This window comes from Fischerella thermalis PCC 7521 (assembly GCF_000317225.1).
GTDB classification, from domain to species: Bacteria; Cyanobacteriota; Cyanobacteriia; order Cyanobacteriales; family Nostocaceae; genus Fischerella; species Fischerella thermalis.
In genome coordinates this window covers 17,140-37,254 of the sequence record NZ_AJLL01000023.1, presented here as the reverse complement: position 1 = coordinate 37,254, position 20,115 = coordinate 17,140, and the positions used below count along the sequence as shown (strand labels likewise).

At 41.6% G+C, this 20,115-nt stretch carries 20 protein-coding genes and 1 other RNA gene; 10 read left to right on the top strand and 11 right to left on the bottom strand.

Going from position 1 to position 20,115, the window contains the following annotated elements; genetic code table 11:
• Positions 1-41 precede the first annotated feature (41 nt).
• The 5 genes from rnc to groL form a co-directional block, all read right to left on the bottom strand.
• Positions 42-761, bottom strand: coding sequence for a ribonuclease III (gene rnc / locus UYK_RS0105325; protein ID WP_009458005.1), 720 nt, complete (start codon positions 759-761; stop codon positions 42-44).
• Between the two features lie 130 nt (positions 762-891).
• Positions 892-1,326: RNase P RNA component class A (gene rnpB, locus UYK_RS24650), an RNA gene on the bottom strand.
• A 31-nt stretch (positions 1,327-1,357) separates the two neighbouring features.
• Complete coding sequence (locus UYK_RS0105320; protein ID WP_009458007.1) at positions 1,358-2,068, bottom strand: hypothetical protein; 711 nt, start codon at positions 2,066-2,068, stop codon at positions 1,358-1,360.
• A gap of 71 nt (positions 2,069-2,139) precedes the next feature.
• Positions 2,140-3,279, bottom strand: coding sequence for a magnesium/cobalt transporter CorA (corA, locus tag UYK_RS0105315; protein WP_009458009.1), 1,140 nt, complete (start codon positions 3,277-3,279; stop codon positions 2,140-2,142).
• Positions 3,280-3,648: 369 nt separating this feature from the next.
• Positions 3,649-5,301 (bottom strand): chaperonin GroEL, encoded by a 1,653-nt coding sequence (groL, locus tag UYK_RS0105310; RefSeq protein WP_009458011.1) that lies wholly within the window; start codon positions 5,299-5,301, stop codon positions 3,649-3,651.
• Positions 5,302-5,612: 311 nt separating this feature from the next.
• Here groL and UYK_RS0105305 point away from each other — a divergent pair, with 311 nt between their 5' ends.
• A complete protein-coding gene (locus UYK_RS0105305) occupies positions 5,613-6,692 on the top strand; it encodes an MraY family glycosyltransferase (RefSeq protein ID WP_009458012.1) in 1,080 nt (359 codons plus the stop codon).
• A gap of 67 nt (positions 6,693-6,759) precedes the next feature.
• On the opposite strand, the gene fabG is transcribed toward UYK_RS0105305, so the two are convergent.
• On the bottom strand, positions 6,760-7,524 hold the full coding sequence (gene fabG, locus UYK_RS0105300; protein ID WP_016871049.1) for a 3-oxoacyl-[acyl-carrier-protein] reductase: 765 nt from the start codon (positions 7,522-7,524) through the stop codon (positions 6,760-6,762).
• 159 nt (positions 7,525-7,683) lie between these two features.
• Positions 7,684-8,091: an EVE domain-containing protein gene (locus UYK_RS0105295; RefSeq protein ID WP_009458016.1), complete on the bottom strand. Its 408-nt coding sequence runs from the start codon at positions 8,089-8,091 to the stop codon at positions 7,684-7,686.
• 269 nt (positions 8,092-8,360) lie between these two features.
• Between UYK_RS0105295 and UYK_RS0105290 the strand changes: the two genes are divergently transcribed.
• Positions 8,361-9,107, top strand: a complete 747-nt coding sequence (locus UYK_RS0105290) for an SIMPL domain-containing protein (protein WP_009458017.1) — start codon at positions 8,361-8,363, stop codon at positions 9,105-9,107.
• 204 nt (positions 9,108-9,311) lie between these two features.
• On the opposite strand, the gene UYK_RS0105285 is transcribed toward UYK_RS0105290, so the two are convergent.
• On the bottom strand, positions 9,312-9,674 hold the full coding sequence (locus tag UYK_RS0105285) for a single-stranded DNA-binding protein (protein WP_009458019.1): 363 nt from the start codon (positions 9,672-9,674) through the stop codon (positions 9,312-9,314).
• A gap of 367 nt (positions 9,675-10,041) precedes the next feature.
• Here UYK_RS0105285 and UYK_RS0105280 point away from each other — a divergent pair, with 367 nt between their 5' ends.
• The 4 genes from UYK_RS0105280 to ribD all read left to right on the top strand — a co-directional run bounded on the left by UYK_RS0105280 (position 10,042) and on the right by ribD (position 14,023).
• Positions 10,042-11,049, top strand: a complete 1,008-nt coding sequence (locus UYK_RS0105280) for a rod shape-determining protein (RefSeq protein ID WP_009458021.1) — start codon at positions 10,042-10,044, stop codon at positions 11,047-11,049.
• Between the two features lie 79 nt (positions 11,050-11,128).
• Positions 11,129-11,905 (top strand): rod shape-determining protein MreC, encoded by a 777-nt coding sequence (mreC, locus tag UYK_RS0105275; protein WP_009458022.1) that lies wholly within the window; start codon positions 11,129-11,131, stop codon positions 11,903-11,905.
• A 77-nt stretch (positions 11,906-11,982) separates the two neighbouring features.
• Positions 11,983-12,603, top strand: a complete 621-nt coding sequence (mreD, locus tag UYK_RS0105270; protein ID WP_026086369.1) for a rod shape-determining protein MreD — start codon at positions 11,983-11,985, stop codon at positions 12,601-12,603.
• 301 nt (positions 12,604-12,904) lie between these two features.
• A complete protein-coding gene (gene ribD, locus UYK_RS0105265; protein ID WP_009458024.1) occupies positions 12,905-14,023 on the top strand; it encodes a bifunctional diaminohydroxyphosphoribosylaminopyrimidine deaminase/5-amino-6-(5-phosphoribosylamino)uracil reductase RibD in 1,119 nt (372 codons plus the stop codon).
• Positions 14,024-14,129: 106 nt separating this feature from the next.
• Here ribD and UYK_RS0105260 read toward each other — a convergent pair whose 3' ends face one another.
• Together UYK_RS0105260 and UYK_RS25965 are read right to left on the bottom strand one after the other, a co-directional pair.
• Positions 14,130-14,348, bottom strand: coding sequence for a hypothetical protein (locus UYK_RS0105260; RefSeq protein WP_009458025.1), 219 nt, complete (start codon positions 14,346-14,348; stop codon positions 14,130-14,132).
• 226 nt (positions 14,349-14,574) lie between these two features.
• Entirely contained in the window at positions 14,575-14,697 is a 123-nt protein-coding gene (locus UYK_RS25965) for a nucleotidyltransferase domain-containing protein (RefSeq protein WP_009458026.1), read from the bottom strand.
• Positions 14,698-16,064: 1,367 nt separating this feature from the next.
• Here UYK_RS25965 and rplU point away from each other — a divergent pair.
• Positions 16,065-16,460 carry a 50S ribosomal protein L21 gene (gene rplU, locus UYK_RS0105250; protein WP_009458027.1) on the top strand — a complete coding sequence of 132 codons (396 nt, stop codon included), beginning with the start codon at positions 16,065-16,067 and terminating at the stop codon, positions 16,458-16,460.
• Between the two features lie 100 nt (positions 16,461-16,560).
• Complete coding sequence (rpmA, locus tag UYK_RS0105245; RefSeq protein ID WP_009458028.1) at positions 16,561-16,839, top strand: 50S ribosomal protein L27; 279 nt, start codon at positions 16,561-16,563, stop codon at positions 16,837-16,839.
• A 43-nt stretch (positions 16,840-16,882) separates the two neighbouring features.
• On the opposite strand, the gene UYK_RS0105240 is transcribed toward rpmA, so the two are convergent.
• On the bottom strand, positions 16,883-17,329 hold the full coding sequence (locus tag UYK_RS0105240) for a hypothetical protein (RefSeq protein ID WP_009458029.1): 447 nt from the start codon (positions 17,327-17,329) through the stop codon (positions 16,883-16,885).
• A 477-nt stretch (positions 17,330-17,806) separates the two neighbouring features.
• Between UYK_RS0105240 and cruF the strand changes: the two genes are divergently transcribed.
• Positions 17,807-18,715 carry a gamma-carotene 1'-hydroxylase CruF gene (cruF, locus tag UYK_RS0105235; protein WP_009458030.1) on the top strand — a complete coding sequence of 303 codons (909 nt, stop codon included), beginning with the start codon at positions 17,807-17,809 and terminating at the stop codon, positions 18,713-18,715.
• 202 nt (positions 18,716-18,917) lie between these two features.
• On the top strand, positions 18,918-20,108 hold the full coding sequence (gene cruG, locus UYK_RS0105230) for a 2'-O-glycosyltransferase CruG (RefSeq protein ID WP_026086368.1): 1,191 nt from the start codon (positions 18,918-18,920) through the stop codon (positions 20,106-20,108).
• Positions 20,109-20,115 lie beyond the last annotated feature (7 nt).

Sequence of the window (20,115 nt, the reverse complement as noted above, 5' to 3'; positions counted from 1 at the left end):
TGGGAAAAACCCTGGAATTTTAACTTTTTGCTTGGAAGTAATTAGTGATTTTCCTGTGTACTTAGAGTTAAAAAAGCAACTTTTGCTGCTGCTTGTTCGGCAGCTTTAATGGAACGGCCCTTTCCTTCACCAAATTTTTGTCCGTGCAACCACACTTGGGCAATGAAACGCTCTTGATTATTATGAGGCTGACTAATTTCTACAACTCGATATTCTGGTAAAACCTTAAACTGGGCTTGAGTCCATTCTTGCAGAGCAGCTTTGTAATTTAGTCTGGCTGGATCGAGGCGAATTTCTGCTGCCAGTTCTTTGAAGTGAGGGTCTAGCCAAGGACGAATTAAATCTAGGTTGTTTGTGCTGAGGTAAAGCGCTCCCAGAACTGCTTCAAAAGCATCTGCTAATCTTGACTGTTGACCAGCTTTGTCAGCAGTAGCACTGCCAGCCACAAGTAAATATAGTTCAAAACCGTAAGAGCGTGCTAGTTGAGCTAAAATGCGATCGCTCACTAATACCGAACGAATTGCCGCAAAATCTCCCACCGGACAATTTGGATAATTCTCCCACAACACAATTGCTGCTACCAACCGCACCACAGCATCACCAACAAACTCCAGATGTTCATAATTTGCTGACTCAGATACGGTTGGATGAGTTAGTGCTAAGTCTAGCAGTTGCCATTTAATTGGTGCTTCTACTGCCAAACCTAATTTTCTGACTAGACTTTCAAGTTGTCGTTGTCGGCGTGGATAAGCGAGGGTCATCCGATTTAGATTTTGGATTTTAGATTTTGCGAAAATTTTGTAGACGCGTTCAGCGTCTACGTGCAGCGTCCCGGAGGGAACTTCAAAGCAAAGAATGGAATGTAGCTTGTGCTTGCTATCATTCCATCTGAGTAGAGAGTCGGTAGTAAGCCGGGTTCTGTTCTCTTAATTCAAGAGGGCGGTTATCTATCTGGGACGGCTGTTACCAGACGTCTCTAGCGGCTCTGATCGCGGAACTGGTAAAAGACCAACCGTAGTTCCATTCGCCTTGCTCCCAACCGGGGTTTACCGAGCCAACACCTCTCGATGTTGCTGGTGCGCTCTTACCGCACCTTTGCACCCTTACCAAAGATTGGTAATTGGGGAAAAGGTAATTGGTAATTGGTTTTTTCCCGTTACCCATTACCCTTTACCCATTACCTACTCTTGGCGGTATCTTTCTGTGGCACTATCCTCGCGATCGCTCGCACTGGGCGTTACCCAGCAAGTTTGGTCTTTCGGGAGCCCGGACTTTCCTCAAACTATGCACAAATTGGCTAGTCTGCAACCGCCTACGCCTACTCTCTACCAATACTAGTGTAGTCCTGAATGACCTTTTAACGTTTTCTATTCCAAGGCATAGCGTAATACCAAGGCAGTTTTTTGATTGTGAAAGGACAATCGATAATACACATAGGGGGTTTATTCTCACCTGGAGCTAGACCAACCCGCAATTCAGAGATTCTCAATACTAGCTGCAAAGAAAATTTTAATTCTTTTTTTCCATCCATAAAATCTTGAAATAATAACCTTTGCGCTTTCACAGGGCTTTTTCCCAGTGCACTAATATTAATCAAAGGAGTATTGACTTGGTATGTTTTTGTTAACTCATCCAATTTAAAAACATCTTCAGCAGTCACTGCTGCTGAGAGAGTTTTGCTAGGGGCGATTAAGCTAGGACTTTGCGGTACACCAAGGTCACGCGTGACATCTGGTGATTTGCGAATGACTCGTCGTGATTGCTTGTTGTATTCAACTACTAAAGAGCAATTATCCCAGTCTACATATAAGGCAAGATTTTGAGATTTATTTTCAATACTTACAGATAATTCTTTCAATTCATCAATAAAATATGAGGGGCTGAGCCTAAAAGAGATACCGATATCATTTTGCAGGTCTTTGTCTTTGAGTTGCTCATCGACAACTTGCTTCTCAAAAATAAACTTGATTTTGTCGTCGATGGACTCAATCATTTTTGTAAAGGTATATGTGACGCCGATAATATACAGCGTCAAAAAAATTAAATTCCCCTCATTTCTGGCTACCATGTATATAAACTCCTGTAAACATTTTCATGTGCAGTGAACAGTTATCAGTTAGCAGTTTACTGTTCACTGATTTAACGGTTTAATCTCGAACTATTTTCTAGCCATCCCTTGCGCCAAAAAATATATAGTAAGATACCTGCGATGACTGCCATCACTGCTAAACAAGCTGGGTATCCCCAATACCAGTTCAACTCAGGCATATTATATGGTGATTTTTCTGTATTAAAGTTCATCCCATAGACGCCAGCAATAAAAGTTAGAGGAATAAAAATTGCTGAAATCACAGTTAGCAATTTCATAATTTCATTCATTCTATTACTGACCGCCGAAAGATAAACGTCCATTAAACCTGATGCAAGTTCTCGATAGGTTTCTAGCATATCTATGACTTGTACTGCATGGTCATAACAGTCTCGCAAATAAACTCGTACTTCATGACTAATCATTTCATTTTCGTCCTGAATCAAAGTATGAAGTAAGTTGCGTTGTGGCCAAATCGCACGACGCAGTTGTAGTAATTCTCGCTTAACTTTATAGATTTTCTTTAAGGTTTTAGGTGTAGGTTGAGAGATAACTTCATCCTCTAAATCTTCAATGCGTTCGCCATACTTTTCCAAGACAGGAAAAAAGCCATCAATAATTGCATCCATAAGAGCATAGGCTAGATAATCTGGGCCATTTTTGCAAATAATACCTTTATTTTTGAAAATGCGCGATCGCACTGCTTCAAAACAATCTCGTTTTGGTTCTTCTTGAACTGTCAGCAAGTAATGTTTTCCTAATACTAAGCTGACTTGTTCACTATGAAACCCATGAGATTTTTTCTTAGGCATGACCATACGTGCAATAATCACTAATTGATCTTCGTAATCTTCTACTTTTGGGCGTTCTGGCACATTTACAATATCTTCTAAAACTAAAGGATGTAACTCAAAAACCTGCCCTAATCTTTGTAAAATATCTTCACTACCTAAACCACGGACATCTACCCAACTTACCGATTCAGTATCTAGGTAAGGAATACAATCTTCTGGTGTTTCCACTTCTTTGCTAATCGCTTCGGTTGGGCTATAGTCAATTAATATTATCTTTGGTGGTGGTGCGTTTGCATCAACAATAATGGTTCCTGGTATAGTTCCTGGTTGATGATAGAAATCTTCACTCTCTGGTTCAGTTACTATTGAATTTAAGTGATGCTTTTTTTTAGCCATTTTATTTTTCCTAAATAGTCAATAATAAAGTGTTATTGCTACGAATGGCTGAATAATAAAAATCTTAACATTGGATATTTGATTCAAAGTTATTAATGATTAAAAGATTAATTAAACAATTAAAAATGCATTATTTAGAAAATGCAGGACTTATGCGAAAAGTGCCAAAAAGCTTAATTTATCAAACCGCCAAGACGCCAAGAACGCCAAGAATGCATAGAGAGTGCATAAGTCCTAAAATAATGAATTGGTCAGCATTATAGCTAAGTTTGTTATATAAATAATACTGGGTGAGAAATTGTAGAAAAAAACAGTTTGCCTTAGCAAGGCAAACTGCTGACAAATATATTAGATACAGACAGTATGAGGCTACATCATACCCATACCACCCATACCACCCATACCGCCCATACCACCCATATCGGGAGCACCACCGGCGGGTTTCTTCTCAGGTTTTTCGGCAACCACAGCTTCGGTAGTTAAGACCATAGAAGCAATAGAAGCTGCGTTTTGCAAGGCAGAACGTACGACTTTGGCAGGATCAAGAATACCTGCGGCGATCATGTCTTGAAATTCACCAGTCGCAGCATTGTAGCCGACGTTGAATTCTGTAGTACGGACTTTTTCAACGATGACAGAACCTTCAACACCAGCGTTATCTGCTATTTGGCGCAGGGGTGCATCTAGCGATCGCCCAACAATATCAGCACCAATTTGTTCTTCTTCGTTGAGGCTGTTTTTAATTTCAGCGACTTTTGTAGATAGGTGAATCAGCATCGTACCACCACCAGGAACTATACCCTCCTCTACGGCTGCTTTGGTGGCGTTGAGAGCATCTTCAATCCGCAATTTACGGTCTTTGAGTTCGGTTTCTGTGGCTGCACCAACTTTAATTACGGCTACACCACCAGCTAGCTTGGCGATGCGTTCTTGCAGTTTTTCTTTGTCATATTCGGAATCAGTTTCTTCTAACTGCTTACGAATTTGAGCGATGCGCTTTTGTACGTCGTCTTTGTGTTCGCCATCAGCAACGATGGTTGTGTTTTCTTTGTCAATGGAAATTCTACGGGCAACTCCCAGCATTTCCAAAGAAACCATATCTAAACTTAAACCGATTTCTTCGGAAATTAATTGTCCGCCTGTCAGAATAGCAATGTCTTGCAACATCGCTTTGCGGCGATCGCCAAATCCAGGTGCTTTAATCGCAGCAACTGACAGCACACCCCGTGCTTTGTTGACTACCAAAGTTGCTAAAGCTTCCCCTTCTACATCTTCAGCGATAATCAATAGAGGTTGACCCAAACGGGCAACTTTTTCTAAAACAGGCACTAAGTCCTGAATGCTGCTGATTTTTTTATCGGTGATCAGAATGCGGGCATTTTCAAATTCCACCGTCATCCGTTCGTTATCAGTGATAAAGTAGGGGGAAATGTAACCCCGGTCAATCTGCATCCCCTCAACTACTTCTAATTCCGTAGTTAGGGATTTAGATTCTTCTACGGTGATTACACCATCTTTAGTGACTTTTTCCATTGCTTCGGCAATCATGGCACCGATTTCTTCATCGTTTCCAGCCGAAACAGTCGCGACTTGAGCGATCGCACTTCCTTCTACTGGCTTGGCGACTGCTGCAATCTCCTGCACTAGCCTTTCTACGGTTTTTTCGATCCCATGTCTTGTTGCGACTGGATTTGCTCCAGCTGCTACATTTTTTAAACCTTCGCGGATCATGCTTTGAGCTAGTACAGTTGCTGTAGTTGTGCCATCGCCAGCTACTTCTTTTGTTTTAGAAGCAACTTCTTGGATGAGTTTTGCCCCTGTATTTTCTAGGGGATCTTCTAGTTCAATTTCTTTAGCAACGGTGATCCCGTCATTCACGATTTGGGGTGTACCAAACTTTTTTTCTAAAAGGACGTTGCGGCCCTTTGGCCCCAGGGTAATTTTCACTGCATCAGCAAGAGTATTGATGCCCCTTTCTAAGGCACGTCGGGAATCTTCATCAAATGCAATAATTTTGGCCATACTTTTTAGTTTGGTTTAATTTGTGAGTTCTTCCATTAGACAATTTAGCACTCACAAGCCAAGAGTGCTAAGTCAACAAGCCATAAGCTGTTGAGTTTATTAATCTTTACTAGGCTATAGGAGTATATAGGTTTAGGGATGTAGGGGAATCCACCCAAAAAAATCTAAATTTCCTCCTATTCCCTTAATTCAAGCTACGAGAACCCAAATAAGGCAGTCCATATACTCTCATATTTGTAGTGAGAAAAAAAAATGATTGTTATACACTTGATGCTGATATTGGATACTGGCATTAATGGTGGAAACGGGAGATGAATATATACAGCTCCCTTGAGGCGCTTGGTATTGCTGAACCCAGCGGTTCCGGCTGGTTAGCAGTAGTGTTTACATTTCTATTGGCGTGGGTTGTAACGTGGCGTTTGATTCCAGAGGTACGTAAATTTGCCTTACGAGTTGGTTGGGCTGATCAACCAAATGCACGGCGTTTAAACCGAGAACCTTTGCCAAATGCAGGCGGTCTGGCTATCTACGCAGGAGTGCTAGCAGCTTTGATCTTGGCAAGTTTGTTAAGGCCAATTGAACTTCAAGGTGTACTAGCTCAGGTTTTAACTATTCTTTTGGGGGGTTCGATACTGGTGCTAGTTGGCTTTATTGACGACCAATTCGGTTTACCTCCCTCAGTTCGTCTGTTAGTACAAATTCTGACGGCCCTGCTGTTGGTTGGCAATGGCATTAGCATTAAAGTTACTTTTGGTACTCCCCTCGACTCGCTACTCTCCACATCGCTAACGGTGTTTTGGGTGGTAGCAATTACTAATGCCATCAATTTGATGGACGGTATGGATGGTTTGGCAGGAGGAGTTAGTTTTATCACTGCTATGAGTTTATTAGCTGTTTCGGCGCAGTTTCCCAACTGGGCAGCAGCAACACTAGTTTTGGCAGCCTTAGCAGGAGCAGCATTAGGTTTTTTACGCCACAACTTTCATCCGTCACACATTATTATGGGTGATGCCGGAGCATATTTTTTTGGCTACGTACTAGCTGCAACTGCTATTGTCGGTGAACTACAAGCCACTACAATTTTTTCTTTAGTACCACCTGTTTTGTTTTTACTTTTGCCAGTGCTAGATACTACCCAAGTATTTGTGCGGCGACTTATGGCAGGGAAAAACCCCCTAAGTACTCCCGGAAAAGACCATTTACATCATCGCTTGCTAGCTTGGGGTTTATCTCAGCGCCATGCAGCCTTGACTCTTTGGTCAATTGCTTTAGTTTGCAACTGGCTGGCGATGACAATCCGAGGCATGAGTTTGGTAGTTATAATTGCTACTACCCTCAGTATTATTACTTTGTTAGGTTTCACCGTTTGGCAGAGGGTAAAGGCAACATGAATTATGAATGATGAATTATGAAAAAGACGAAAGCCCAGTTTCATAATTCATAAATTCATAATTTTTTCTATGCCATCACCATACCGCCATCTACGTTAAAGACTTGTCCGGTGATGTAGCCTGCTGCGGGGTCGGCAGCCAGGAAACGCACCATGCCAGCGATGTCTTCTGGCTGACCATAGCGACCAAGGGGAATATACTTGAGAATACCTTCAGCATCGAGATTGCTGGTCATATCAGTGGCGATAAAACCAGGGGCAACGGCGTTAACAGTAATGCCACGAGAAGCTAGTTCTTTCGCAACAGTTTTAGTAAAACCAATCACGCCTGCTTTAGCAGCGCTGTAGTTGGCTTGTCCGGGATTACCCATGAGTCCAGCAACGGAGGTAATGTTGATGATCCGTCCTGAACGCTGTTTGAGCATGATTTTACTGGCGGCACGTGTGCATAAAAATACACCAGTTAAGTTGAGATCAATTACTGCTTGCCAATCTTCTGGCTTCATTCTGAGTAAAAGTGTGTCGCGGGTTATACCAGCATTATTGACCAAGATGTCAAGGCGATTGAACTTTTCGATCGCAGCGTTGATTAAAGCATCAACTTGTTCTTCTTTGCTGACATCAGCCGCAAGCGCGATCGCACTTCCCCCTGCTTGCGTAATTTCTGACACTAATTCATCAGCCGCTTGACTAGAACTAGCATAGTTGACAACTACGCTAGCACCAAATTTCGCTAATTCCCGTGCGATCGCTCTTCCAATTCCCCGTGAAGCTCCTGTAACAATTGCTACTTTTCCTTGTAAAGTTTGTAAGTTTTCTGGCAACAATTCCATAACTACTCTTGTTGATTGTTTCACCGCGCTAATCATCATAGGGCGATTTGGGATCGCAACTAATAACAATTCCTTTTAATTCGACTACAGATAATCTGGTGGGACGCCTTTCAAGGGCCAGAGGAGGATTAATTTCGACTTTTACAAAAAGTCTAATAATTACTGCTTTGATAACTGTAGGAGGCGCTCCCAGTGCAACTCTGACACTGGGACTACAGATAGCCTGGGAAGACGCAGCAAATCAAAGTCTGCAAAGCTGCTATCTTTTTTTATTTGCGCTAAGGAAACTGGTAGAGGTAGTCTTTGCACAGGCCGCAAATCTACAACTACTCGTTTAACATCATCTAATTTTGGATCGGGGTAAGGTTGACTGGTTACTTCTGCCACACCTATAATTCGCCGCTCCTTGCCAGTGTGATAAATTAACGCTAAATCACCAATGGTCATTGTCCGTAGATGCTTTAGGGCTAAAGCATTGCTCACTCCATTCCAAACCGTACTGCCATTGTGTTCTAAATCTGAGTAGGAATATTCCTCCGGTTCAGTTTTCAGCAACCAATATGCCATGAAAGCATCTCCAAAAGTTGTCGTGAAGTTTTCAAGTTTCTAAAAATGTAACCATCCTAGATATAGTAATAATCACGTGTCAAAGTAGAGACACATAATTAGTTAGTTGTTAGTAGTTGTAGAAACGTGCCATGGCACGTCTGTACATTGGTTAGTAGGGACACAAAGCGTTGCGTCTGTATAGAAGTACTTCCAAACAACAAACAACTAATAACAAACAACTAAAAACTAACAACCACTAAAAAAATAATTTCGAGGAGTGAAATTTTATGAACAAACCCACCTTGTTGGGTTCTCAGTTATTGACTGGGAACTTGTGGAAGAGTTTATCATTTGCCATGCTGCTATGTATTACTTTTAGCCAGCCTGTCTTAGCACAAGAGAAACAGAGGATGTTACGAATTCTTACTGTTACTGGTCGCGGGGTAGAATCAATTCCTGCTACTCTGGCTGAAGTTGTATTAGGTGTAGAAGTGCAGGCTAAAACTGCTCAAGAAGCACAAAAAGAGGCTGCTCGGAGATCATCAGCTGTGGTAACACTGCTCAAGACCCGTAATGTGGAGAAACTACAAACTACTGGCATTACTCTTAATCCAGTATATAGTTATAAAGATAACATTCAACGTCTAACTGGTTATAGTGCTAGTAATACTGTAAGTTTCCGCATTGCTACTGATAAAGCTGGCCAGTTGTTAGATGAAGCTGTCAAGGCTGGAGCAACGCAGATTAGCGGTATTAGTTTTGTGGCTACTGATGAAGCGATCGCTCAAGCCCAAAAGCAAGCATTAAAAGAAGCTACCCAAGAAGCTCAACAACAAGCTGAAGCCGTTTTTAGTGTTTTGGGTTTCCAGCGTAAAGAAGTAGTAAGCATTCAAATCAACGGCGCCAGCGCGCCACCTCCACCACCACGCCCCATGTTTCGTGCGGATGCGGTTCAAACAGCAAATGCTTCCACTCCCGTAGAAGGTGGTGAACAGCAAGTAGAAGCATCGGTAACGTTGGAAATTAGTTATTAGTCAAGTGTTGGTTGTTGGTTGTTGATTATTGATTTTTTCAAACAACAAACAACTAAGTAGAACGGTGCAAAAAAACCGAACTATGTAACGGAAAGTAAAGTTGCCCAAAAAGCTCTTCCCTTCAGCATAGCTGCCCTCTGCCTCCTGCCTTGTCATAACGACAATTTTCAACACCGACCTACTTAACAACTAACAACAAAATGATTAAAAATTATCGGGATTATTATCCATCATCTCTGCTTCGTCCCGCTTGGAACCAAGCAAGTCTAGTTGATCTACTCTGATTACTGGGGAAGAACGCAGCGCCCCGGTGGTGCGATCATTCCAAGTATCAAATTTTAAGGAACCTTTAACTCCGATTAGGCTTCCTTTACGTACAAACCGACCGGCGATCTCCGCAGTATTTCCCCATAGTTCTAAATTGAACCAATCAGGTTCATCACTACTACGCGATCGCCGCCTTACTGCTAGTGTTAGTTTACATTTGACACTACCACTATCCTCAAAATACTTCATATCAGGGTCGCCGCCTACACGACCAACTAAGGTGACGATGTTAATGCTCATGGGTGTTACCTTTCAGTACAGACGTACTCATACATAATGATTTTCATCATAGCGAATTCTCAAACTGAAAAAACTGTGTTAAATAATTAACAATTATATTTACTGACTATAATGATAAAAATTACCCTATTATAACTACAAAAGTGTACGGATATGTCTTTACAGTCAGAGAATATAAAACAGTAGCAGCCACAAAAAGGCAAAGATTCCTAAAAGTTATACAAAATATAGCCTGCTTTACTAGACTCAGGTCAAAAAAAGTAATAAAATCCTGCACGATTCTCTCTTACGGTAGTAGTCAAAAGTATCGAAATAGGGGGCGACAAAACCCGTGGGCCTTTTCAGTAAGTTTTCCTTATCGCGAGATATGGGTATCGACCTCGGTACCGCCAATACCCTAGTGTATGTATCTGGTAAAGGTATTGTTCTTCAAGAACCATCAGTAGTTGCCATCGACCAAAACGAAAAGGTAGCACTGGCAGTAGGAGAAGACGCCAAAAAAATGCTCGGTCGAACACCGGGAAATGTGATTGCCCTGCGCCCCTTGCGCGATGGTGTAATTGCTGATTTCGATACAGCCGAAATCATGTTAAAAAGCTTTATACAGCGCGTCAATGAAGGTAAATCACTAGTATTACCCCGGATTGTCATTGGTATACCCAGTGGTGTCACAGGGGTAGAAAGACGAGCTGTGATGGATGCAGCAACACAAGCGGGAGCCAGAGAAGTTTACCTCATTGATGAGCCTGTGGCAGCAGCAATTGGGGCGGGATTACCCGTAGCCGAACCAACTGGCAACATGATCATTGATATTGGTGGTGGTACTACAGAAGTAGCTGTACTGAGTCTTCAGGGTACAGTACTGAGCGAATCAGTACGTATTGCTGGAGATGAACTAACAGAATCAATAATGCAGTATATGAAGAAAGTTCATAACCTGGTGATCGGGGAACGTACTGCTGAAGATATTAAGATTCGCATTGGTTCTGCCTACCCGACTCACGATGATGATGACGCCATGATGGAAGTCCGGGGTTTGCACCTACTATCTGGCCTACCGCGCACTGTAACCATCAAAGGGCCAGAAATTCGTGAAAGTATGTCGGAACCGCTATCAGTGATTATTGAAGCAGTGAAGCGGACTCTAGAACGCACACCGCCAGAACTAGCAGCAGACATCATTGACAGGGGCATTATGCTAGCAGGCGGCGGCGCTTTGCTCAAAGGACTAGATACTCTAATAAGCCATGAAACCGGGATTGTCACCCACGTTGCTGCTGATCCTCTCTGCTGTGTTGTATTAGGTACAGGTCGCGTGTTAGAAAATTTCAAACAGCTAGAACGAGTGTTCAGCGGTCGTTCCCGAAATATGTAGTAAGAACAAGCAATCCCTGAGATTGGGTTTGTAAATAATCCAAATTTGTTAGTATTTACACGGCTAAATAAAGGTATATATGTTTACAGCACGTCGCTGGTGGGAGCATAAAGGATTACACATTGGAATACTGTCTCTAATAGTTGGTGGAGCCTGGATACTGAGACAAACTCAAGGAGCGCTGTTACTGGAGATTTATCAGGGTGTTACCAGTCAGTTCCAGATATTGCAGCCAGGGACAAATCCAGAGGAACGGTTGAAAGATGCTCGTGTATTAGAATTAGAAGCTCAAATAACAGAATTAGAAAACCAGAATAAAAAGCTGCAACAGTTGTTGGGTTACGTCGAAAAAGAGCCTATTTCGTTACGTCCAATCCCAGCACGGGTCGTAGGGCGCAGTGCAGACAACTGGTGGCAACAAGTGATTCTCAACCGGGGTAGTCTAGCAGGAATTCAAGAAGGATTTGTAGTCAAGGCTGAAGGCGGATTAGTCGGTTTGGTAGAGAGTGTAACTCCTAATACTAGCCGTGTGTTATTAATTAGTGACCTGAAAAGTAAGGTGGGTGTAAATATCAGCCGTACAGGAGCCAAAGGAGTTGTACGGGGCGATGCTTCCGCAGAAGCAGTACTGGAGTTTTATGAAAAAGTTCCCAATGTCAAACCTGGGGATGTAGTTGTCACATCGACCTATAGCCAAAAGTTTCCCTCTGGTTGGCCTATAGGAAGAATTAAGTCCCTAGATTTAAAGAAACTGCCAGCCTCAGTAGCGAAAGTAGAACTGTTTCCATCTATTCGATCTTTGGATTGGGTGACAGTATATCCCAAGCCAGAAAATCAACAACAGGAGAATCCCTAATCACAAAAATAAGGATGAAGGGTAAAGATTAATATCTATATTTTTGTGTACTTTACACATGAGTGTTTAATAAAAAAATGAAACTTCCTGCATTTCGGGGTGGCAGGCAAAATAAGCCAAAATCGCGATCGCGAAAATCCATAATAAAAATCAACCCCATTTCACGTTGGCATCCACGCCTCCGACTAATGGTAAATTGGGCCGTGATTTTTGGTTCTGTCATCCTCTGCTTGCTGATGCTGCTTACCCGTCTTCCTGGTATGGAACTATTAGGCATTGGCCCTAATTGGTTATTAATTTGGGTAGTGGCTTGGAGTGTCAAGCGTACACCTTTCCAAGGTGCATTAGCGGGTATAGTTTTGGGATTACTTCAGGATGCAATGACATCACCAGATCCCACTCACGCCCTCAGTTTAGCAGTGGTAGGCTGTCTAACAGCTTTGCTGCAAAAACAGCGTTTTATTCAAGAAGATTTTATTTCCATCGCCTTAATTGTCTTCGGCATGGCGGTTTTGGTGGAAACAATTTTTGCTTTACAACTAATTTTTATGGGCGATCGCAATACGGCAGACATCTGGGGTTATTATCAAAAGGTAGCCCTAGCCTCTGCTATAGTTAGTAGCCTCTGGGCGCCAGTGGTTTATTTTCCTCTGAATCGTTGGTGGCAACAACTGAAATTAGCCGAGCAACAATCCTAAAACAAGTTTAAAAGTTAGTTTTAAAATCTTTGTGGGCGGAGTGTGGATAACCTGGATTCTAACTAGCGGTCTTGCGATGAACCACCAGGCAAAAAGTCAAGGGTGGAGATAATTTGAGACTACAATCCCAAATTATCCTCACCCTTAATTTTTTCTGGAATTTTGGCAATCTCTGGCAAGATGGATTAAAGCTAGAGTTGGAACAGGGCTAGGAAAATTAAAAATTTATCATTTTCTGTTTTTAATTGATTTCCAGCCCCTAGTTGATCACAGTTAAGAAAATGTACTTATAGTAAATTCAGTGATTAAATCAGATTCACATCCCCAACAAAAAGTAGGAACTGAGTTTGACCGGGCAATGATGCGGCGCTGTTTGGAACTTGCTCGGCGCGCTTTGGGATGCACTTCCCCAAATCCGATGGTAGGGGCAGTGATTGTTAAAGATGGTGAAATTATTGGAGAAGGCTTTCATCCCCGTGCAGGTGAACCGCACGCTGAAGTTTTTGCACTCAAAGCAGCAGGTGCAAATGCTCGTGGGGCAACTGTCTATGTTAGTCTGGAACCTTGCAATCACTACGGACGCACTCCTCCTTGTTCAGAAGCATTAATTGCTGCTGGAGTGGCCAAGGTAGTAGTCGGTATGGTTGATCCTAACCCCCTGGTAGCTGGTGGTGGTATTGCTAAATTACGTGCGGCGGGCATAGAAGTCATAGTTGGAGTGGAAGAAGAAGCTTGTCGAAAGTTAAATGAAGGCTTTATCCATCGCATTCTCTACAAAAGACCCTTGGGCATATTAAAATACGCTATGACCTTAGATGGCAAAATAGCTACGACTACTGGTCATAGCGCTTGGGTGACTAACCAGGAGGCTCGTAGCGTAGTGCATCAAGTGCGCGCAGCCTGTGATGCTGTCATTGTCGGTGGAAATACGGTGAGACTGGACAATCCACATTTAACCAGTCGTCAACAGGGAGCGCATAATCCCCTGCGGATAGTCATGAGTCGCAGTCTGAATTTACCAGCACAAGCTCATCTGTGGAATACTCAAGAGGCTCCTACTTTGGTGCTGACAGATGTAGGAGCCAACCCTGTTTCTCGAAAAATGCTGCTCAAACAGGGAGTAGAAGTAATCGAATTATCGCCACTGACACCAGAAAAAGTAATGGCTTACTTATATGATCGCGGCTTTTGTAGCGTGCTGTGGGAATGTGGTGGAACTCTAGCAGCTAATGCGATCGCTCAAGGAGCAGTACAGAAAATCCTAGCATTCATCGCTCCAAAAATAATTGGTGGAAGCAATGCTCCTACACCCGTCGGTGACTTGGGTTTAACCACTATGACTGAAGCATTGTCTTTGGAACGTGTAGAGGTGCGTGTAGTGGGAGCAGATTGTTTAATAGAAGGATATTTACCTCAATAAAGTCATTAGTCCTTTGTCATTTGTTATTTATCGAGAGTTAATGGTTAGTAGTTAGTAGTTGTTAACCATGACCAATGATTAATGACTGATAACCAATGACTTATTTTCATGAATACTGACGTTCATTAGCAAGGTCGCGGATGAGGGGTAAGCGAGATTGAATGTAGTCACAGAGAAAATCTGTTTCTTGGCAATCTAGCAAAGCTTGCGTTTTGGTTTGCTTAACCAACCACTGTACTAAGCTAGCATCATCTAATTGCAGTAGCGTCTTTGTTTGGGTAGTCTCAATTACAGACCAAAGCTGACGCATAATTTTGGGAGTCATCAGACCTCCATTTTGTTGTAATGTCAGTTGTCTTCAGGATACACAATTTAGATTCAAAGTTCCGGCATTAGCCTACAAGCTGAAACAAGTGTTATTACAAACTTAATAATTTGATTCATAACTTGATGAAGATTAAGAATAAGGATATTGCAGCGCTTGTTTAATAAAGTTAACCTCATCTATATTCTGAGTATTTTTTCAATCATTAAAGTTGGTAATGTATCTTTTAGGGAAAAGGATTTTTTAATCCCTGATAATCATAGTCGGATTCTGGACGATTTAAACCATATCCATGACTACCTGCTAAACCGATTAAAATAGTTCTTTTTTCAACTTCAATTCTTTTCATATATATTTCCTACTATTCAACATCTATAAATTTTGCAAGAGACTCCATGAATATAATTCACAACGAGGGTATGAAAATTTCATCCGCTTGCACCCTTCCACCCTTATACCCCTACACCCATTTTTAAGGCAGGTCTAATTTATCTGTTAGATAAGGAAACAGGAGTAGGGTTTCGCTGTTTACTATTCCAACAACAAAAATTTGTAATTAATAATTTTGTTTAGGTAGTTAATAAATGCTATCGATAATTACTAATTATAAGTATTGATATTTAATTATTGATAACCGTAATTTCTCGTATCTTTACACAAAATTCACCAAGTATACGTAAGCAAAAAACCTTGTAATACTTACTACATAAACTTATGTTTAGTAATGCAAAGTTTTTATAGTGAAACATACAATTATTGTGTGTTTTTGAGGAAATAATTGCCATACTTGATGGGGAAAAATTTTTCCCGGTGAGAATGCTTATTTAATCATAAACAATTGGTTATGACAACTTTAAAATCTTGTGTTTCTGCTTGTCGCTACTGTCGGCATTATACGCCCTTAGGGCAGCGCGGGGGTACGTGTAATCTATTAAATGTAGCAGTAAAGTCTGGATGGAAAGCTTGCCCTTTATCAATTCCATCTTTTGCTCCCTCTTGGGAAAGCATAGATACCATTCACAGCTTTAACTCAAAACACTAATCAATACAATTACAATCATCATTTGTAATTGTTACTTATCATTTGTTGCTGGTGTATAAGAATAACTTGCCTCCAAATATCAACTGTTTGTTAACAATTGATTTACTGTATGAATATGTGCTGTAGGGTTTAACAAAATAAAGCCAGAGGACAGTCCCAATGAAAAAATTTCACTACCAAGATGAACATTCATTACAAGATACAGTTCCTCTAGTGAACCTACTGGTCTGTCCCATTAGTTTTAAGGGTTAAAAAAAGGAACTGCAAAGACGCGAAGTAAACGAAGGAAGAGAAATCAAAAAGGAGTTTACCCCACGTAATTAATGAGACAAAGCACTACTACTCAACCACATTGATTTTGATAGGCTGCGAGATCCCAACTTTTTGAAAAAAAGTCTGGTATCTCGCCTTTGCAACCCCTGAGAACTTTAAGTCCTCTGTTGAATACCACACGCTTTAAAACACCGCCCTTTGTGGACTACCTCAAATGTGGTGATTTGCTTGACTAATATATATTTGTAAAGTAAGCTAATAGGTTGTCTGTCTAATTCCTGCTCGGATCAGGTAGACGTATTGCAAAAGCTGGCAAAAATAGTTCCAACAACGCAGGCGATCGCGTTTATTCTGAGACCAAAGCCAGCTACCTGTACGGCAACCTCATTAAGGACAATTAAATGACTTACGCGATTATTGAAACTGGCGGTAAACAATTAAGAGTTGAACCAGGCCGCTTTTATGACATTGAACTGCTTTGTGCCCAACCCGATGAGAAAGTTAGCATAGAATCAGTACTGCTAGTGCAACACAACGGCGAAGTAACAATTGGGCAGCCGTTAGTAACAGGAGCAAAGGTAGAAGGGACAGTGATGCGACAACTGCGGGGTCGTAAAGTCCTAGTCTATAAAATGAAGCCCAAAAAGAAAACCCGCAAAAAACGCGGACATCGCCAAGAAATCACTAGGCTGATGATCAATTCTATTAGCCTTAATGGTTCTGTGCTTGCTTCAGAAGCAGAAACTTCTGTAACTAGTGAAGCAACAACCGAGGTTGCACAAGAATCTGCAGAATAATTTGTTATTAGTTGCTTGTTGATTGTTGTTTGTTGGTTGTTAGTTATTCCAACCGACTATTAACGATCAACGCACAACAATTTTTGTAAGGGAGAAAATCATGGCTCATAAGAAAGGAACAGGTAGTACACGTAACGGTCGTGACTCAAATGCTCAACGACTAGGTGTCAAACGCTATGGTGGCCAAGTTGTTCGCGCAGGTAATATTCTAGTGCGTCAGCGTGGAACTAAATTTCACCCCGGTAATAATGTCGGAATTGGTAGCGATGACACTCTATTTGCCCTCGTGGATGGTGTTGTAAAATTTGAACGCAAGGGTAAAACCCGTAAAAAAGTCAGCGTTTATCCTGCTGCTACTGAAACTGTTGCTGCATCTTAAATATTCAGTAATTTTGGGGCGGGTAGTAATACCTGCCCTAATTTTAAAAAATTAGACCATAGTTAAACATCAACTTTTCTGCTAGTACACCCAAGGCTAAACCTGCAAAGGAAAAGGCCACTGTGAGCCAAAAAGCTAGTATTTGGCTAAATCCTGCTGCTTGAAAGTCTATTTTTACCAACATAGTCACAGCAATAATCACCAAGGTATCAAGAAATAGACGAAAACGGGCCATAATCAGAAAGAACAAAAAAGCTCCCAAGACAGCAATACCAAATGACCTTAGATTTGATCGAAATAAGCTTACAGAATAGTCAGCCATTTTTGATAAAGGAATAGTCAAGATAGCAATAAAAATTACAATAGCGATCGCAACCGCTAGCCATAATATTGGCTGAGTTCTGGATCTTGATAGTACCCAGCCAAAGGTAGTGTACGTAAGCAACAGCAGTATTAAAGAAAACCAAGGAAGTCTTTGCAAAAAAGCCATAGGATGAGTTGTGATTGCCACAGGGATTTATACTTTTAGGAAGGCAGAAAGATGAAAAATTTTTCATACTTCATCTTTGATATCTGTCTTCAAAATGGGTGTAGGGTTGTAGGAGGAGTCAAATTTTCATTCCTTCGTTGTGGGCAATTGCCCGTGGGGGTCATACACCTGGCGACTAGACGTCGCTGCTACACATATAAAACCCACTTACGTGGATTAAAAAACCTTTATTTCAAGAACTTTATTTTTACAGGCTTGCTACTTAATAATCCCGTTTTTAAGCTAAATAGCTGCAACAATAACTAAAATTTTCTGACTTGTCTTGTCTGTAATCAATAGGCGATGATGCTCTGCTAAAAAACAATTGAGCAATTTAACAGAAGAATTTCAGCAAAATTAAGTTATATATATTCTTAAACATTTGTAAACTGTTAGCAGTTATATAGCCACGTGTCACATCTTGATTCAGGAAATATTATGAAACAACTTGTTATCGCTGAGCGCGTGTGCCTAATTGGTCATATTGTATCAATGGTGTTTGGACTGGTAGGAATATTACTGGTCGTTCCTCACGCTGAAATAATTTTGAATTTAGCAGAGATTGGACAAACCGCCATGCAATGGAGTTTGGCTGGAGGCGGCGTCGTTTATATGATTTTGGGAGCAGCAGCAGTTTCCTTATATGCTTATAGAACATTAGGGTTAGGTTTGTGGCTCTCATTTCTGCTGCCATCGGTGTTGATTTCTTTAAGCAGTGAATTACTAGGAACCAGTACTGGCTTTCCTTTCGGTCATTACAGCTACTTAAGTGGGTTGGGTTATAAAATTGCGGGTTTAGTACCTTTTACTATTCCTTTATCTTGGTTTTACGTAGGATGTGTAGCTTACCTCCTAGCACGTGCTGGTTTAGAAGTTGATAAAAAACCTAGTTTGTGGCGTCATCTAGGCGCGATCGCTTTAGGTGCTTTATTGCTGACTTCTTGGGACTTTGTGCTTGATCCAGCAATGAGCCAAACATCTCTACCTTTTTGGTATTGGCAGCAACCAGGAGCTTTCTTTGGGATGCCTTATCAAAACTTTGCTGGATGGATTGGTACTGGCTCAGTGTTTATGACAGTAGCTGCATTATTATGGCGGAATACACCGATCAAATTAGAGCGATCGCAACTTAATTTACCTTTGATTGTTTATTTAAGCAACTTTGGCTTTGCAACAGTCATGAGTTTGGCGGCTGGTTTTTCCATCCCCGTCTTACTAGGTTTGTTCTTAGGTGCAGTTCCAGCCGTAGTCTTGTGGTGGAAGACTCAAAGTACTTCTACAGATGCTGCTGTAGAACCTGCTAGCAATAAAGTACAAATAGCCCCGGTAAAAGTTGCTCTTAAGTAAACTACCCACCGCCAGCCGAAGAAGTCGCGGTATGGCGGGAGAATAAAGTCTGCTGAGTACAGTTTATACAACACGAAGGCAGACAAGGAGTTTGCGATGTAGGGAGATGAAAGGAATGATCGCAGTTTACTTGCGGGTGATTCAATTGTTTAGTCTGATAATATTAATCGAACTCACGTTATATTAACTCAGTATTTTTACAGTGATAGACTCGTTAACTATAGTAAGTTCTTTTTCGTTTTTTCTACTACTTATACAAGTACCAGCAGTAGCAATTCTGTTGTCACGTCTGTTGAAAGGGCCTTTACGTCATCCTCCTGTTACGCCACAAAACCCAACACCAGACCTTTTAGGTAGTGTGAGTGTAGTAGTTCCTACCCTGAATGAAGCCCTTCGTATCAGTCCTCTATTGGCTGGTTTAAGTCGTCAAAGTTATGAAGTCCGGGAAGTAATTGTTGTAGATAGTAATTCCCAAGATCACACTCCTGATTTAGTAAAAGCTGCACAAAAACAAGACCCCCGCTTTCGTTTAATTACCGATGATCCTTTACCCCCCGCTTGGGTAGGACGTCCTTGGGCTTTACACAACGGCTTTTTACACTCTTGCGAAGCCAGCGAGTGGTTTTTGGGTATGGATGCTGATACTCAACCATCACCAGGCTTAGTTGCGGGTTTGGTAAAAACGGCAATAACTGGAGGATATGATTTAGTTTCTCTCTCGCCAAAATTTATCCTTAAGTATCCAGGAGAGTGTTGGCTACAACCAGCGTTGTTAATGACGTTGCTTTATAGATTCGATCCTGCGGGTGTAAATACGCAACAACCAGAACGAGTTATGGCTAATGGGCAATGCTTTTTATGCCGTCGTTCTGTTTTAGCTGCTGTCAATGGTTATACTAGTGCCAAAAGTTCTTTTTGCGATGATGTTACCTTGGCTCGACACATCGCCGCTTGCGGCTTTAAGGTAGGCTTTTTAGATGGGTCGAAAGTCTTGAAAGTGCGGATGTACGAAGGGGCAATAGAGACTTGGAAAGAATGGGGTCGGAGTCTCGATTTAAAAGATGCTTCTTCCCGTACTCAGCTATGGACTGATTTATGGGTACTAACTTCAACTCAAGCTTTACCTGTTTTGATCATCCTCAGTTACTTATTGCTTTCCCGCCATCTCCCCATCACCCCAATCCCCCATCTCCTATTACTGGGACTGAACCTATTTTTGTTGATAGTTCGCTTTGGTATGCTGTTTGCGATCGCACCTTGTTATGACCGCACTCAGACTAGAGGCGGTTGGTTATTTTGGCTTTCCCCATTGGCTGACCCCTTAGCCGTCATGCGGATTTTCATATCAGCATTTCGCACTCCACGACAGTGGCGAGGAAGAAATTATAACTAATTGTTCG

Coding starts and splice junctions, on each gene's coding strand:
- UYK_RS0105280 (WP_009458021.1), top strand. CDS start 10,042: ATGGGTATCGACCTCGGTACCGCCAATACCCTAGTGTATGTATCTGGT.
- UYK_RS0105260 (WP_009458025.1), bottom strand. CDS start 14,348: ATGACTCCCAAAATTATGCGTCAGCTTTGGTCTGTAATTGAGACTACC.
- mreD (WP_026086369.1), top strand. CDS start 11,983: ATGAAACTTCCTGCATTTCGGGGTGGCAGGCAAAATAAGCCAAAATCG.
- rplU (WP_009458027.1), top strand. CDS start 16,065: ATGACTTACGCGATTATTGAAACTGGCGGTAAACAATTAAGAGTTGAA.
- UYK_RS0105305 (WP_009458012.1), top strand. CDS start 5,613: ATGAATATATACAGCTCCCTTGAGGCGCTTGGTATTGCTGAACCCAGC.
- fabG (WP_016871049.1), bottom strand. CDS start 7,524: ATGGAATTGTTGCCAGAAAACTTACAAACTTTACAAGGAAAAGTAGCA.
- UYK_RS0105290 (WP_009458017.1), top strand. CDS start 8,361: ATGAACAAACCCACCTTGTTGGGTTCTCAGTTATTGACTGGGAACTTG.
- UYK_RS0105320 (WP_009458007.1), bottom strand. CDS start 2,068: ATGGTAGCCAGAAATGAGGGGAATTTAATTTTTTTGACGCTGTATATT.
- UYK_RS25965 (WP_009458026.1), bottom strand. CDS start 14,697: ATGAAAAGAATTGAAGTTGAAAAAAGAACTATTTTAATCGGTTTAGCA.
- rnc (WP_009458005.1), bottom strand. CDS start 761: ATGACCCTCGCTTATCCACGCCGACAACGACAACTTGAAAGTCTAGTC.
- groL (WP_009458011.1), bottom strand. CDS start 5,301: ATGGCCAAAATTATTGCATTTGATGAAGATTCCCGACGTGCCTTAGAA.
- mreC (WP_009458022.1), top strand. CDS start 11,129: ATGTTTACAGCACGTCGCTGGTGGGAGCATAAAGGATTACACATTGGA.
- cruF (WP_009458030.1), top strand. CDS start 17,807: ATGAAACAACTTGTTATCGCTGAGCGCGTGTGCCTAATTGGTCATATT.
- rpmA (WP_009458028.1), top strand. CDS start 16,561: ATGGCTCATAAGAAAGGAACAGGTAGTACACGTAACGGTCGTGACTCA.
- UYK_RS0105285 (WP_009458019.1), bottom strand. CDS start 9,674: ATGAGCATTAACATCGTCACCTTAGTTGGTCGTGTAGGCGGCGACCCT.
- corA (WP_009458009.1), bottom strand. CDS start 3,279: ATGGCTAAAAAAAAGCATCACTTAAATTCAATAGTAACTGAACCAGAG.
- UYK_RS0105240 (WP_009458029.1), bottom strand. CDS start 17,329: ATGGCTTTTTTGCAAAGACTTCCTTGGTTTTCTTTAATACTGCTGTTG.
- UYK_RS0105295 (WP_009458016.1), bottom strand. CDS start 8,091: ATGGCATATTGGTTGCTGAAAACTGAACCGGAGGAATATTCCTACTCA.